Here is a 13,359-nt window from a genome sequence, read left to right on the forward strand (position 1 = left end):
TTAATTCGTTGGTTGTGGGTTCGAGTCCCACACGGCCTACCGATCAGAGGTGGGATTGCTGCCTCTCACCTGCTGTGCAGTGTACGAGCCAGTCTCAGCTGGCTGTACGCTGCGGCGGTTTCGGGCACCTGCGTGGGCGGACCCCGTAGGGAGATCGTCGGCCCCCTCACCCCGCCCACCGCCCCGTGAGGAACGCCAGGGCCACCAGTGCGCTCAGCGGCACCGTCACGCACAGGTACGCCGTTCTGAACCACGGGCGGCGCAGGCTCAGTGCCGCGAGGGCTGTCCACAGCGGCCACCACAGCAGGGTCGCGCGGGGGACGGACGTGTACCAGTACGAGGTTCCCAGGGCCCACAGGCTCAGCGCGACGTACACCGCCTCCGGCCAGCGGCGGTGTCGTACCAGCAGCCCGACCAGGGCCAGGCCCACCAGCATCGCCGCCAGTTCCGCCTGGAACATCGCCGCGTAGCCAGTCGTGTGCAGGCCGTCGAACGCCGCGTGCCACGTGTTGGTCCACGCCTCCCACGGCGTGTGGAACTCGCGGTACCAGCCGCGCTCCTGGGCGTGCTTCCACGCCATCCAGTCATCCGTGTACGCGTGTAGGTACCAGCTGTACGCGGCCGGCGGCAGCGCGGGTAGTGCCAGCCAGACCGACCCGCGCCAGTCCCGTCGGGTTTTCGCCGAGAGCGCGAAGAGTACGGCGATCGCGGCGGCCAGGAACAGGCCGCTTACCCGTACCGTCGTCGCCAGCGCCGTCAGCGCGCACGCCCACGCCCAGCGGTGGCGCTGGGCGGCCAGCCAGGCCGGGAGCGCGAACGCCAGGAACAGCGCCTCCGTGTAGCCGGCCGCCAGGAACACCGCGCACGGGGAGAGCAGGAAGAACAGGGCCGTGCGCCGGCCGTCGGTGTCCTCGGGAACGTAGGAGCGGGCTGTGCGGGAGAGGGCCACCACCGCTACGGCTCCCGCGATCAGTGAGATCAGCAGGCCCGCCGCCGTCCAGCTCGGGACGACGGTGTGCACCGCCCTGAGGAGCAGGGGGAAGCCGGGGAAGAACGCCTCCCTGTTGTCCCAACTCAGCGTCCAGGGGCCCGCGTCGGCCGGAAAGTAGCCGTCCCGCGCTATGTGGAGGTAGTGGTTCGCGTCCCAGTGCTGGAACGGCGCCAGGACGGGTCCCGCATCCCGTACGTCGGAGCCCTGGGGGAACAACCACCGTGCACCGTGGGCCGTGATCCACACGGATATGCGCGTCAGGAGGTAGAGCCACAGCACTCCGCGGTCCGCGGGGGTGAGCCAGGCCATCGCCCCGCCGAACCGGGCCGCCCAGGGCGGGCGCGGTACGGACCGGGGTTCGGGGCTCTCGGGCTGTGGCGGGGCGGGCCGCAGCTTGGGGGACAAGGTGGACACTCGGGAGCCTTTCGGGCATGTCGGGGCGCGCGGGATCGCCCGGTGGAGCCGCCGGGTCACAGGAGGGAGGGGGAAAGGGGGCGGGGCAGGTGGACGAGGGTGCGGCAGGCGGCGGTTACGGCGCCGACGTCGCCTGACGCGTCGATGTCGGCGACAGCGAAGTCGTCGGCGCCTCCGTCGTCGGCACGTACCCCGGGGACGAGGACCTGGTGACGGAATCCGGCGTTCCGGGCAGCGTGCTACTGGGCGACGGCGGCTGCGTCGGCGTGTCGAGCGGCGGTGGCGCGGGGGAGAGGGAGCTGGGCGACGGGCTCGTCGCCGGGGGCGCGGGAGCCGGTGTGGCCGGGAGCATGCCGACCGCCGCCGCGCCGCCCCCGCCGACGACCAGGCACACCCCTACCGCGAGCGCGGCCATTCGGCGTCGCCGGGCCCGCATGCCGCGTTCGGTGATGTGCGCGGCCGGGCCCGCCACGGAGCGGCCCTGCCCGAAGTCCCCGGCCTGCCGGAACAAGGACCGCAACGGATCGCGCGCGCCCTCCGATCTCCCCGGCTCCAAGGAATCCCGTGGTTCATACATCAGGAGCCTCCTCCATGCGGGGGTCCTGCAGACGGTGGGCGAGTGCCGCCCGTCCGCGGACCAGATGCGTCTTGATCGTGCTGGCGGAAAGCCCGGTCTCACCGGCGATCTGCTCCACCGTGAGGTCGCACAGGTAGTGCAGCGTCAGGGTCCGCCGCTGCTGCGCGGGCAACTCCCTGAGCGCGCCGACCAGTACCACGTGGTCCGGGTCCGGCGGCGCCACGTGCCCGGCCGTGTCGCTCCCCCGGTGCCAGGCGTCCGCCGAACGACGCCGGAAACGCCAGCGGCTCACCGCCAGGCGCCACGCGACCGTACGGATCCACGCCTCGGGCTGCCCGTCACGCTCCAGCCGCCCGCGCCGGACCCATGCCTTGACGAACGCCTCCTGGACGACGTCCTGCGCCTCCTGGAGGTCCCCAGTCATCACGTACAACTGGCCTGTGAGACGCGCGACCGCCTGGACGTAGAACGCTTCGAACTCCTCGACGGTCAACAGTCACTCCCGGATCTTTCGCTTCACCGGGTATACGCCCGCCGCCGGGCATCCGGTCGACATCACCCACGGAGAAAGGGCAGTGGCGGTCGTCACACGACCCAACAGGGCGATGCGGCCGCGTGGTTCCACGCCCGGTGCCCGGCGTCGCCCCTGTCACCGCCTCGAACGGCGAGCCCGATGTGTCCGGCGGCCGATCGGCCTCGGGCGGGACGCGGCGGTGGAAGACCCGGGCCGTCCGGCGTGGGTCAGGCAGGTCGAGATCACCTTCGACGGCGCGGAGCCCCAGCTCGGAGCAGAGGTGAGCTGGGGTCTGTGTCCACGCGTCCGTGTGTGCGGGGCGCCGGGGGCCGAGGGCGGGCCGCGTAGGTATACGGGGATACGGGTGTGCGTACGGGCAGGGCTACGGGGTGCTACGGGGTCAGTCCAGCCCCTCCGCCCGCAGTTCGTACATCAGGAGGAACGTACGGTACGTCTCCGCCGAGACGTCCCGGCAGACGTCGGGACGGTTCTCGGCGGTCGAGGTGTTGTCGAGGGCACGTCGGCAGGCCGCTTCCGTCTCGGCCTGGGACGGAATGTTCGAGACGAACGCGGCGAGCAGCAGGACCACGGCCAGGACGACCACGCCGATACGGGTGCGCATGGCCTCTCAACGACCGTACGCCCGGCCGGTCACTGGGCACGCGTCCCGCCGGCGGGTCACCGGGCGCCTGTCGCCCGGCCGCTCACCAGGTGCGTGTCACCCGGCCGCTCACCGGGTGCGTGTCACCGGCCGTTCCCTTCCTCGCCCCGGCCGTCCGGCTGTCAATCCGTGTCGTCGACCGGGAGCGGCGGCAGATCGGGCTCCACGAACAGGCCCGCGTACTGCGGGGAGGGCAGCGGGGCCGGCGCGCCCGGGTCCGTGGCCGCGGCCAGGCTGTCGGGGTGCCGCTGCGTGGAGCGTGCGGGCATGTCGGTCATCGAGTGTCCTGTACGTAGGTGTGCGGTGGGAGCCCCGTGACCCTGCCTGGCGGTGAGAACGGCTCGGCTGGTCGCGACCGGGGCGGCGACGAAGCGCCGCTCCCCGGTGCCGCACCGCTCCGGGGGCATCCGGATCAACACGCGGTGTATGCAGACTGTAGCCCTCTCGGCACGGCTTCCCGCTGAATTTGCGCTGTCCGGCACGACGTTCGGTGCGTGGCGGCGGGGGTGAGCCCCGCCCGGCGGCGCGGAACGGGGCAGAGGCGCCCCTCGCGCGACACGCCAGGGGCACGAGAGGCACGAGAGGCACGAGAGGCACGAGGGGCACGAGGGGCCCACACCGTGGGCAGCGGGCCCGAGACAGGCGCCAGGCGTACGTCCACACCTCCGGCACGACGGGCGCACCCCGCACGACGGGACATGCCTGGGGCGGGACGGGACACGCCTCGGGCGGGACGGGGCCCGCCCGCCGGTCAGGCGCTCCGGGAGGCCGCTCCGGTCTCCGCGCCGCTCTCGGGCGCCACGGGGGCGGCCGCCCCCGTGGCCGACGTCTTGCGGATGTGGATCATCAGGCCGAGGAACCCGGCGATGAAGCCGCTGACCAGACCGGAGACGCCGTGGTTCAGCGCGTTGATCCCGGCGCTGCCCGGCATACCGATGGCCAGGTAGTTGACGAGGGCGCTCATCACCGCCCCCGCCACCCCGCCGAAGACTCCACTGATGACCGAGGCACGGAGCGGCGACGGTGCGGTGGAAGGGACGTGGGCAGGTCTGAGCGGTGTGGACATCGTCGAGGGCCCTCCAGACAGGCTGTTGCGCGAGATCGGGGGTGCGCCCACATCCTTGGTCACCGGACCACGTGTGGCAACTACTCGGTAGCAAAGGGTGGTTGGAGGGTGATGCCGGTTCCGTGGACCTCCCGGTCGCCGGGTGGGCACGGGCGGTCGGCGGCGACGTGGTCATGAGGACCCCGCGGATGGCGTAGAGTTGGCATCACAACGGCGCGGGGTGGAGCAGCTCGGTAGCTCGCTGGGCTCATAACCCAGAGGTCGCAGGTTCAAATCCTGTCCCCGCTACTGAAGACGGTGGCCCGGATCCTTCCAAGGATCCGGGCCACCGTCGTATGCCCCCGTATGCCGCTTGTCCGGCCTCGTCCAGGCCTTCCCACCGGGCCCCACCGCGAGTGCACCGCCGTCCCCGGCCGGTCCTCCGCCGGTCCTCCTCCCGCCCGCCGCCGGAACGCCTTGACCTTGACGCGACGTAAAGATCTAGCGTCTCCGGCATGGAGTGGTCCATCCAGGAAATCGCCCGCCGCGCGGGCACCACGAGCCGCACGCTCCGGCACTACGGCGACATCGGGCTTCTGGCGCCCAGCCGGACCGGTGCCAACGGCTACCGCTACTACGACCAGGCCGCCCTCGTCCGGTTGCAGCGGATTCTGCTGCTGCGGGAGCTGGGCCTCTCGCTGTCCGCCGTCAAGGACGTACTGGAGGGCCAGCGGGACACCTCCGCGGCCCTGCGGGCGCACCTGGGCCTGCTGGAGCGGGAGCGGGAGCGGATCGGGCGGCAGATCGCCTCGGTACGGACCACCCTTCACCGGACCGAGAAGGGGCAGGAACTCATGGCCGAGGACATGTTCGACGGCTTCGATCACACCGTCTACGAGGAGGAGGTCACCGATCGCTGGGGGCGGGAGGCCTACGAGAAGGGCGACCGGTGGTGGCGCGGGCTGGGACCGGAGGAGCGTACGGCCTTCCTGGCCGAGCACGACACCCTCGCCCGGGACTACGGGCAGGCACGGGCCGGTGGTCTGGAGGCCGGCGGCGACGTGGTGCAGGACATCGCGCGACGGCACTGCGCGTGGCTCTCGACGACCGCGCCGGCCACCCGTTCGTACGTGATCGGGCTCGGCGCCATGTATGTCGCCGATCCACGCTTCGCGAAGAACTACGATCGGTACGGGGACGGCACCGCCGCCCTCATACGGGATGCACTGACGATCTACGCGCGGCACCGGCTCTCCGACTGACCTCCGGAGGGCGGCGCCCCGGCGCGCTCCCCCTTCCGGCCCATGCCGAGCCGCCGCGCGCGGCGCGGCTCCGGGCGGTGCGGGCGGGGCGCGGTACCGTCCGCAGCCGTGGGCGGACCGGGCAGGAGTACACAGGTGGGGAAGCGGGACGGACAGCGCGGCGGGCTCATGGAGGGCTCCCGGACGCGGCGGTTCGTGTGGGCGCTGCCCGCCCTGATGATCGTGGCCGGCGCGGCGGTCGACCTGACGACCTCGCCCAACTTCTCCGCCATCCCGCTCTTCGCCGCGGCGCCGCTGATCGCCGCTCCCTTCTTCTCGCTGGCCAGCACCGTCCGTACGGCGGGGGCCGCCTTCCTCGTCGTCCTGGCCATCCGGGCCGCGCACGGCACGCTCGGCCACGTCGTGCCGCTCACCGAACTGCTCACCCTGGTCACCGTCTCCGCGCTCGCCCTCGTCATCAACAGCGTCGTGCGGCACAGCAACGAGCAGTTGGCCTCGGCCCGGGTCATCGCGGAGACGGCGATGCGGGCGGTGCTGCCCACACCGGACGACCGGATCGGCGGCCTGATGGTCGCGGCCCGCTACGAGGCGGCGCAGGCCGACGAGTTCGTCGGCGGCGACCTCTTCGCCATCGTGGACACACCGCACGGGGTGCGGCTGGTCGTCGGGGACGTGCGGGGCAAGGGGCTGGAGGCCGTGGGGGCGGTGGCCGTGGTGATCGGGGCCTTCCGGGAGGCGGCCGAGCAGGAGTCCTCCCTGGAAGGGGTGGCGCAGCGGCTGGAACGGGCGCTGGCCCGTGAGGGGGTGCGGCGGGGCGGACTGGACTCCGTGGAGGGGTTCGTCACCGCCGTCCTCGCCGAGATCCCGGTCGGGTCGGACGTCCTGCGGATCGTCAACCGGGGGCACCCCGAGCCGATCCTGCTGCACGGCGGGGGAGAGCTCCAGGTGCTGGCACCGGCTGTGCCCGCGCTGCCGATCGGCATGGGCCTGGACATGTGGCCGGACCGGTCCGACGAGTGGCCGATGCCCGCCGGGGCGACGCTGCTCGTCTACACGGACGGCCTGTCGGAGGCGCGGAACGCGCGCGGTGTCTTCTACGACCCGGCGGGACGGCTGCGCGGCCGGACCTTCCCGGGGCCCGAGGAGTTGCTCTCCGCGCTGACCGACGACGTCCGGCTGCACACCGGGGGCCGGACGACGGACGACATGGCGCTGCTCGCCGTCGGACGGCCCGACACGGGCCGACAGGGCCCGCGGAGACCGTGAGCGTCGCGGGGCGGGACGGCGGATGAGCGGTCGCGACCGTCCGTGATCACGAGAACCCGCTCCGCATAACATTTGACGAACCGTCAGAAACTGACGACCGGGCACGAGGCGCTCCAGGCGCCCGCTTGACCCCGATTCCTGCTGATAAGTCCCGCCCGAAGTCGTGAACGATCAGTGGGAACGGCTTGGAATCGGACCCCGGTGTCTATTAACGTTCGATAACGCAGCGCGGTCGTCCCAGTCGTCGCAAGAGGCGGCACCGTGCGCGAGCGCCGAATTCCGCAAGGGAACCGGGGAACCACCTACATGGGGTGAATCGGACACCTGTGTCTCGTGAGAGACGTCAGGGGTCCGTAGGAGACCTTCCTGCTCCGAACCCGTCAGCTAACCCGGTAGGCGAGAAGGAAGGAAAGGAGTGCGCCCACGTGGCGTCGAATCAGCCTGCCCCCGAGACCTCGTCCCCCTTCAGGCCCGCGGCCTTCGGTGACGAGAACACGACGCGGGGAGAATGGAATCCCACCGAGGATTCCCTCCGGCCCGTTCGCGGCAGGCATCGCGTGGCCAAGCAGCGCGGTCTCGCCCGTAGCTCCACCGTCCTCGGTGTCGGCGTCATCGCGGCCGTCGGCGCGGGAGGCATGGCCACCGCGCAGGGCAAGCCGCCGGTCTCCATCTCCCTTCCCGATTCCGTCAAGGACAATCTTCCCGATCCCTCATCCCTTCCCGGTGTGGGCGCGTTCATGTCCGGCGGTTCCGACGCGGACGACACGACAGCCGTCACCGCGTCCGCCCCGCTGACCAGCGCCGGCATCACCGCCACGGAGGCCGAGCAGGGCGCCACCGACGCCGGTGAGGCGCTGCGCGCCCGCATCCTCCAGCAGGCCGAGCAGCAGCAGTCCGGTGCCGAGGCCGAGGCCAGGGCCGCGGAGGAGTCGGCGGCGGCCGAACAGGCCGCGAAGGAAGCCGCGAAGCAGCAGAGTGCGGCCGAGGCCAAGGCCGCGGCGGAGAAGAAGGCGGCGGAGGAAGCGGCGAAGGCGAAGGCGGAGGCCGAGCGCCTCGCCAAGCTGGCCGCCAGCTACTCCCTCCCCACCTCCTCGTACACGATCACCTCGACCTTCGGCCAGGCCGGATCGCTGTGGTCCTCCGGCCAGCACACCGGGCTCGACTTCGCCGCTCCCACCGGTACCCCGGTCAAGGCCGTGCACGGCGGGACGGTCAAGTCGGCCGGCTGGTCCGGTTCGTACGGCTACCGCACGGTGCTGGAGCTCGACGACGGCACCGAGATCTGGTACTGCCACCAGTCCTCGATGGACGTGACGGCGGGCCAGCGGGTCAACACCGGCGACACCATCGGCCGGGTCGGCGCCACGGGCAACGTGACGGGCCCTCACCTCCACCTGGAGGTCCACACCGCGGACGGCTCCGGCATCGACCCGATGAGCTGGCTCCGCAGCAAGGGCCTGACGGTCTGAGCCCCGACGCCGGTCCACCGGCGCGCGCCGCCCAGCCGCGACGGTGGACCGGCGTGCCGCGCCGTGCCGCGGCGGTCCAGCGGCGTACCCCGGGCACCCCTCCGGTGCTTCTGAAACCCCGGCAGCCCTGACGCTCACCCCCCGACGCCAGGGCTGCCGGTCCGCGCCGTCTCCGGTCCGGCCTTCCTGACACGGACGTCTGACACGGAAGGTCCGGCACAGACGTCTGACACGATCGGCGGTACGAGCGGAATAGTGACTTCCGCCGCCCTGTTGACCTCCGGCATGACGTCCTATCGCGCACTCGGCGCTTCGAGCCTCCAGGTCTTCCCGCTCGCCCTCGGCGGCAACGTCTTCGGCTGGACCGCCGACGAGGCCGCCTCCTTCGCCGTCCTCGACGCGTACACCGCGGCCGGCGGCAACTTCGTCGACACCGCCGACTCGTACTCCTCCTGGATCCCGGGCAACGAGGGCGGCGAGTCGGAGACCCTCATCGGCGCGTGGCTGAAGTCGCGCGGCCGCCGCGACGACGTGGTCGTCGCCACCAAGGTCGGGGGCCACCCCGCGTACAAGGGGCTCTCGCCCGACAACGTCAAGAAGGCGGCCGAGGCGTCGCTGCGGCGGCTCGGCACCGACCACATCGATCTCTACTACACGCACTTCGACGACGAGAGCGTCCCGGTCGAGGACATCGTCACCGCCCTCGACGAGCTGGTGAAGGCGGGACACGTCCGGGAGATCGCCGCTTCCAACATCAGCCCCGAGCGGCTGAAGGCCTCCCTGGACTTCTCCGAGCGCGAGGGCCTGGCCCGCTACGTGGCGCTCCAGCCGCACTACAACCTCGTCTCCCGCGACACCTACGAGGGCGCGCTGCTGGACACCGCGGCCGACGCCGGGCTCGCCGCCGTCCCGTACTTCGCCCTCGCCTCCGGCTTCCTGACCGGAAAGTACCGTCCGGGCACCGAGGTGGAGAGCGCGCGGGCGGGCAGCGCCGCCGCCCACCTGGAGACGGAGCGCGGGCGCGCGGTCCTCGCGGCGCTCGACGCGGTGGCGCGGGAGCAGGAGGCCGAGATCGCCACCGTCGCACTGGCCTGGCTCGCCGCCCGCCCCACGGTCGTCGCCCCGATCGCCTCCGCCCGCACGGTCGGGCAGCTGCCCGCGCTGCTGGCGGTCGCGAACCTGCGGCTGACGGACGACCAGATGACCCGGCTGACCGAGGCCTCCGCCTGAGACAGCCGGCCCGGAACGGGCCCGCGTCATCAACGCGGGCCCGCCCCGGCACCCGCCACGCGGTACGGCCCTCAGCCGGGCCGTGTACCGGTGGCGTCCGGGGCCGGGCCGTCCGGGTGCAGATACGGGTTGTGGCCGCCGTAGTGCCGGTGCGGCGCGGGGACGGGCCCGCCGGGCCGCACCGGCGCGGTGTGGCCGTACGGGAACTGCCGGGGCAGGTGCGGGGGTACGGGCGGTGGCGCCGGCGGTCCGGGGCGGCGGATCCGGCCCGTCACCTGGGCCGCGTACGTCAGGGCGGGGCCCGCGACGTCCCGGCGCTGCCACAGGTGGTGCAGCAACTCCCGTTCCCGCGCGGCGAAGTCCCCTTCCGCCCCGCCGTGGCGGGCCCGGCGGCGCAACACGGCCAGCGAGGTCGCGAACGACTCGTACTCGGCGACGGCACGTGCCGCCCAGGCGCCCCGGGCCGGGTCAGGGTGGCCGTTCCAGCGCCGGGCCACGTCACGGGCGGCGCTCCGGGCCCGCATGGACGCCAGGGCGAGCGGTTCCGCCGGAGTCAGCCAGCCGGCCGCCGCGTACACCGGGAGTTCGGCGGCGAGCGTACGCAGCTCGCGCTGCCGGGACCAGATCGCCAGCCAGGTCACCAGGACGAAGCACGGCACCATGAACGCCCCGTACACCGCGTAGAAGCCGAGGCCGCCGAGCGCCGACGCGCCGTTCCACGCGGCGTGCATGCCCATGGCGAGGACCAGGCCGAGCAGCGGGAGCAGGACCCGGCGCACCCGGTGGCGCCGCCCGCCGAGCGCGGCGAGACCGAAACCGATGCCGGTGAGCACCGTGAACAGCGGGTGGGCGAACGGGGACATCACGGCACGGACGAAGAACGTCCCGGCGGTCGCCGACGCGAGGCCCGTCGTCCCCAACTGCTGGTCCTCGCCGAAGGCGTTGCCCAGGTAGAGGATGTTCTCGGTGAAGGCGAAGCCGGTGGCGGTGAACCCGGCGACCACGACGCCGTGGACCAGGGAGCCGAACTCCCTCCCCCGGAACAGGAAGATCAGCAGGACGGCGGCGGCCTTCGCGCTCTCCTCGACGACCGGGGCGATCACCGTGGCCCCCAGAGTGTCGGCGCTCGCCGCGTCGGCGGTGGCCGTGGCTATCCAGCGGGTCGCGAAGGTGTTGGCGACGATCGCCACCAGCGCGGCGGCGCACGCGCCCCAGGCGAACGCGAACAGCAGGTTCCGCCAGGGGCCCGGATCGACCCGGTCGAGCCAGCGGAACGCCGCCATCAGCAGCGGCACCGGCAGCACGGCCAGGCCCAGCCCCACCAGGAAGCCCTCGGTGCCGGTCTGTTCGCGCACCAGGGCCAGGATCACCAGACCGCAGAGCGCGAGCGCGGTGACGACCGCGCCGGCCCGGAACGCCTTGCTGCGCCAGACCATGCCGAGGCCGCGGGGCCGGTAACGCCAGTGGCCCTGCCCGGGGACGGCGCCCAGGAACTCGTCGAGCCGCTGCTCCCCGAGGACCGGGACGGCCGGCTGCTGGTGTTGCGCGGACGCCTCGTACACCCGACGACCCTAGCGAGAGGGACCGACAACGGGCCACGGCGCGACGGCGGGAGCGGCGGTCAGTGGCCGGTCGGCGACGGTCCCGGTCCGTCCTCGACGCGGGTGAACAGCACGTCGTGGACGACATGCCCCTTGTCCAGTCCCTGCCCCTCGAAGCGGGTCAGCGGCCGGAACGCGGGACGCGGCGCGAAGCCGCCGTCCGGGCGGGTGTTCTCGAAGAGGGGGTGCGCGGTGAGGACGTCCAGCATCTGTTCCGCGTAGGGCTCCCAGTCCGTGGCGCAGTGGACCGTCGCGCCGGGCTTCAGCCGCCGCGCCACCAGGTCGAGGAACTCGGGCTGGATCAGCCGTCGCTTGTGGTGCCGGGTCTTGGGCCACGGGTCGGGGAAGTACACCCGGAGCCCGTCCAGCGCCGCGGGCTCCAGCATCTCGCGGAGCAGGATGATCGCGTCGCCGTTGGCCACCCGGACGTTGGTCACGCCCGCGCGCTCCGCGAGGGCGAGGAGGTTGCCCTGACCGGGGGTGTGCACGTCGACGGCGAGGATGCCGGTGGACGGGTCGTCGGCCGCCATCCGCGCGGTGGCCTCACCCATGCCGAAGCCGATCTCCAGGACCACCGGGAGACCGTCGAAGAGTGTGGGGAGGTCGAGGACGCGGCGGCCGTCGATGTCCAGGCCCCAGACGGGCCAGAGCCGCTGGAGGGCCTCCTCCTGCCCGGTGGTCACCCGGCTGCGGCGCGGCTGGAAGCTGCGGATGCGGCGCTCGTGGTGCGAGCCCGCCGGGTCGGCGGCCGGTCCGCCCGGGAAGCGCGGCTCCTGGCGGAGCCTGCGCTGCCGCTCGAAGGAGGCCTCGCGACGGGCCTCCTCGTCCGAGCGGAGCGCGGCGTCGGCCACGGCGGTGGTGACGTCGAGGGCCGGTCCGGCACCGGCTGCCGGCGCCCGCCCGGCGGCGAGGCCGGTCACCGGGCCGGTCGGGGCACCGGGCGTCGTGGGGGTGGGGTTCACAGGCTCAGACACAATGACCCGATTCTACGGCCGGCGGCTTCCACCCCGTCGCGTGTGCCCGCAGCAGGGCCCGCCGTGCCACCTCCCTCCCCAGGGGCAGCGAGGCGGTGGCGGCGGTCGGCGGGGCGTGCAGCACATGGACGGCGTGCGGGGCGTCCCGCAGCAGGAAGTCGTCCACCGGGGTGCCGTCCCGCAGGAGCGCCTGGGTCCGGACGCCGGAGGGGGACGGACGCAGGTCGTCCTCGCTCACCCCGGGCAGCAGCCTCGCGACGGCCCGCGCGACGGCCCTCCGGGACAGCGAACCGTGCGCCTCGTCCGCGTCGTGCCGCCGGTGCCGCAGGGCGGTCCGCCAGGAGCCGGGGCCGCCCAGGACGGAGGCCGGTTCGCGCAGGCGTGCGGCAGGGCGGGCGTATCCCGTGTCGGCCCGTGCGGGCACCGTGGCCGGGCCGACCCGGACGGTGCCGTCGAGGCCCCGGGTGAGCCGGGCCCCGGGGTGGCGCCAGGCCGGGTCCGGGACCTGGTGCACCAGGGCGCGCACCGGGTCGGGCGCCGCCAGCTCGTAGGACGCCTCGCGCAGCAGCACGGTCCGCACGCCCGGGGTGTCCCCGGTGAGGCGGGCGATCCGGTCGCTGGACGGCCCGGCGCAGTTGACCAGGGTGCGGGCCCGCACCACCCGGCCGTCCGACGTCCGCACCGCGATGCCCCAGGGGCGCCGGTCGACGGCGACGACCTCCGCGCCGTACCGGACGCGACCGCCGGCGGCGGTCACCTCGGCGGTGAGACGGGCGGTGACCGAGGCGAAGTCGCACACCCCGCCCGTGCCGACGCGGATCGCGGCCAGGCCGCGCACCCCCGGCTCGTACTCCGTGATCTGGGCGGGTCCCAGCTCCCGCACCGGCAGCCCGTGGGCCCGGCCGCGCTGCACCAGGCCGTGCAGCCGGGGCAGCTCGCCGCCGGCCGTCGCCACGATCAGCTTGCCGGTGACCCGGTGCGCGATGCCGTGCTCCGCGCAGAACGCGGCCAGCTCGGCGGCGCCCCGCACCGTCCAGCGCGCCTGGAGCGAGCCCGGGGCGTGCTGGATACCGGTGTGGACCACCCCGCCGCCGGGCCCGGTCCGGGCGGCCGGGCCGGGCTCCTTCTCCAGCACCGTGACCCGGGTGCCGGGCGCGGTGCGCGTGAGCGCGTACGCGCTCGACAGCCCGACGATCCCACCCCCGACCACCAGCACGTCGCAGTCGTACGCCGCGTGCGTCACCATCACGCCACCTCCCACCCCGATACTGCACCGACCCACTGACAACGCCCCCGCACCAGGGGCGCGCGGACGTGTGACGGTGGTGCGCCCGGCGCGCGGTCGGGACTGCCGC

Annotated in this window: 12 protein-coding genes, 1 tRNA gene and 1 riboswitch; of the genes, 5 read left to right on the forward strand and 8 right to left on the reverse strand. The window is 73.4% G+C overall.

Annotated elements, in window-relative coordinates:
* Positions 1–166: 166 nt before the first annotated feature.
* The 5 genes from B9S64_RS17610 to B9S64_RS17630 all read right to left on the reverse strand — a co-directional run bounded on the left by B9S64_RS17610 (position 167) and on the right by B9S64_RS17630 (position 4,223).
* Positions 167–1,405, reverse strand: a complete 1,239-nt coding sequence (locus tag B9S64_RS17610; protein ID WP_181012434.1) for a mannosyltransferase family protein — start codon at positions 1,403–1,405, stop codon at positions 167–169.
* 569 nt (positions 1,406–1,974) lie between these two features.
* On the reverse strand, positions 1,975–2,475 hold the full coding sequence (locus B9S64_RS17620; protein ID WP_093532311.1) for a SigE family RNA polymerase sigma factor: 501 nt from the start codon (positions 2,473–2,475) through the stop codon (positions 1,975–1,977).
* A gap of 421 nt (positions 2,476–2,896) precedes the next feature.
* Complete coding sequence (locus B9S64_RS17625) at positions 2,897–3,118, reverse strand: hypothetical protein (protein WP_028443362.1); 222 nt, start codon at positions 3,116–3,118, stop codon at positions 2,897–2,899.
* A gap of 161 nt (positions 3,119–3,279) precedes the next feature.
* Positions 3,280–3,435, reverse strand: a complete 156-nt coding sequence (locus tag B9S64_RS34525) for a hypothetical protein (RefSeq protein ID WP_181012435.1) — start codon at positions 3,433–3,435, stop codon at positions 3,280–3,282.
* Positions 3,436–3,908: 473 nt separating this feature from the next.
* Entirely contained in the window at positions 3,909–4,223 is a 315-nt protein-coding gene (locus B9S64_RS17630; protein ID WP_103493446.1) for a hypothetical protein, read from the reverse strand.
* A 214-nt stretch (positions 4,224–4,437) separates the two neighbouring features.
* Here B9S64_RS17630 and B9S64_RS17635 point away from each other — a divergent pair.
* From B9S64_RS17635 to B9S64_RS17655, 5 genes are all read left to right on the forward strand, one after another.
* Positions 4,438–4,511: transfer RNA gene (locus B9S64_RS17635), tRNA-Met, on the forward strand.
* Positions 4,512–4,717: 206 nt separating this feature from the next.
* Positions 4,718–5,464 carry a MerR family transcriptional regulator gene (locus B9S64_RS17640; protein ID WP_103493447.1) on the forward strand — a complete coding sequence of 249 codons (747 nt, stop codon included), beginning with the start codon at positions 4,718–4,720 and terminating at the stop codon, positions 5,462–5,464.
* 42 nt (positions 5,465–5,506) lie between these two features.
* Positions 5,507–6,730 (forward strand): PP2C family protein-serine/threonine phosphatase, encoded by a 1,224-nt coding sequence (locus B9S64_RS17645; protein WP_103493448.1) that lies wholly within the window; start codon positions 5,507–5,509, stop codon positions 6,728–6,730.
* Between the two features lie 260 nt (positions 6,731–6,990).
* Positions 6,991–7,144: riboswitch (cyclic di-AMP (ydaO/yuaA leader) on the forward strand.
* Positions 7,145–7,155: 11 nt separating this feature from the next.
* The gene (locus B9S64_RS17650; RefSeq protein WP_103493449.1) at positions 7,156–8,199 is read left to right on the forward strand and encodes a M23 family metallopeptidase; all 1,044 of its coding nucleotides are present in this window, start codon (positions 7,156–7,158) and stop codon (positions 8,197–8,199) included.
* A gap of 285 nt (positions 8,200–8,484) precedes the next feature.
* A complete protein-coding gene (locus B9S64_RS17655) occupies positions 8,485–9,429 on the forward strand; it encodes an aldo/keto reductase (protein WP_103493450.1) in 945 nt (314 codons plus the stop codon).
* 71 nt (positions 9,430–9,500) lie between these two features.
* On the opposite strand, the gene B9S64_RS17660 is transcribed toward B9S64_RS17655, so the two are convergent.
* The 3 genes from B9S64_RS17660 to lhgO are packed head-to-tail and all read right to left on the reverse strand — an operon-like array spanning position 9,501 to position 13,250.
* Positions 9,501–10,991 carry a PrsW family intramembrane metalloprotease gene (locus B9S64_RS17660; RefSeq protein ID WP_103493451.1) on the reverse strand — a complete coding sequence of 497 codons (1,491 nt, stop codon included), beginning with the start codon at positions 10,989–10,991 and terminating at the stop codon, positions 9,501–9,503.
* Positions 10,992–11,050: 59 nt separating this feature from the next.
* Positions 11,051–11,992, reverse strand: a complete 942-nt coding sequence (trmB, locus tag B9S64_RS17665) for a tRNA (guanosine(46)-N7)-methyltransferase TrmB (protein WP_374936100.1) — start codon at positions 11,990–11,992, stop codon at positions 11,051–11,053.
* 4 nt (positions 11,993–11,996) lie between these two features.
* Positions 11,997–13,250 (reverse strand): L-2-hydroxyglutarate oxidase, encoded by a 1,254-nt coding sequence (gene lhgO / locus B9S64_RS17670; protein WP_103493453.1) that lies wholly within the window; start codon positions 13,248–13,250, stop codon positions 11,997–11,999.
* Positions 13,251–13,359: the final 109 nt, after the last annotated feature.

This window comes from Streptomyces sp. SM18, assembly GCF_002910775.2.
Classification (GTDB): domain Bacteria; phylum Actinomycetota; class Actinomycetes; order Streptomycetales; family Streptomycetaceae; genus Streptomyces; species Streptomyces halstedii.

Coding starts and splice junctions, on each gene's coding strand:
- lhgO (WP_103493453.1), bottom strand. CDS start 13,250: ATGGTGACGCACGCGGCGTACGACTGCGACGTGCTGGTGGTCGGGGGT.
- B9S64_RS34525 (WP_181012435.1), bottom strand. CDS start 3,435: ATGACCGACATGCCCGCACGCTCCACGCAGCGGCACCCCGACAGCCTG.
- B9S64_RS17645 (WP_103493448.1), top strand. CDS start 5,507: ATGCCGAGCCGCCGCGCGCGGCGCGGCTCCGGGCGGTGCGGGCGGGGC.
- B9S64_RS17655 (WP_103493450.1), top strand. CDS start 8,485: ATGACGTCCTATCGCGCACTCGGCGCTTCGAGCCTCCAGGTCTTCCCG.
- B9S64_RS17640 (WP_103493447.1), top strand. CDS start 4,718: ATGGAGTGGTCCATCCAGGAAATCGCCCGCCGCGCGGGCACCACGAGC.
- B9S64_RS17630 (WP_103493446.1), bottom strand. CDS start 4,223: ATGTCCACACCGCTCAGACCTGCCCACGTCCCTTCCACCGCACCGTCG.
- B9S64_RS17625 (WP_028443362.1), bottom strand. CDS start 3,118: ATGCGCACCCGTATCGGCGTGGTCGTCCTGGCCGTGGTCCTGCTGCTC.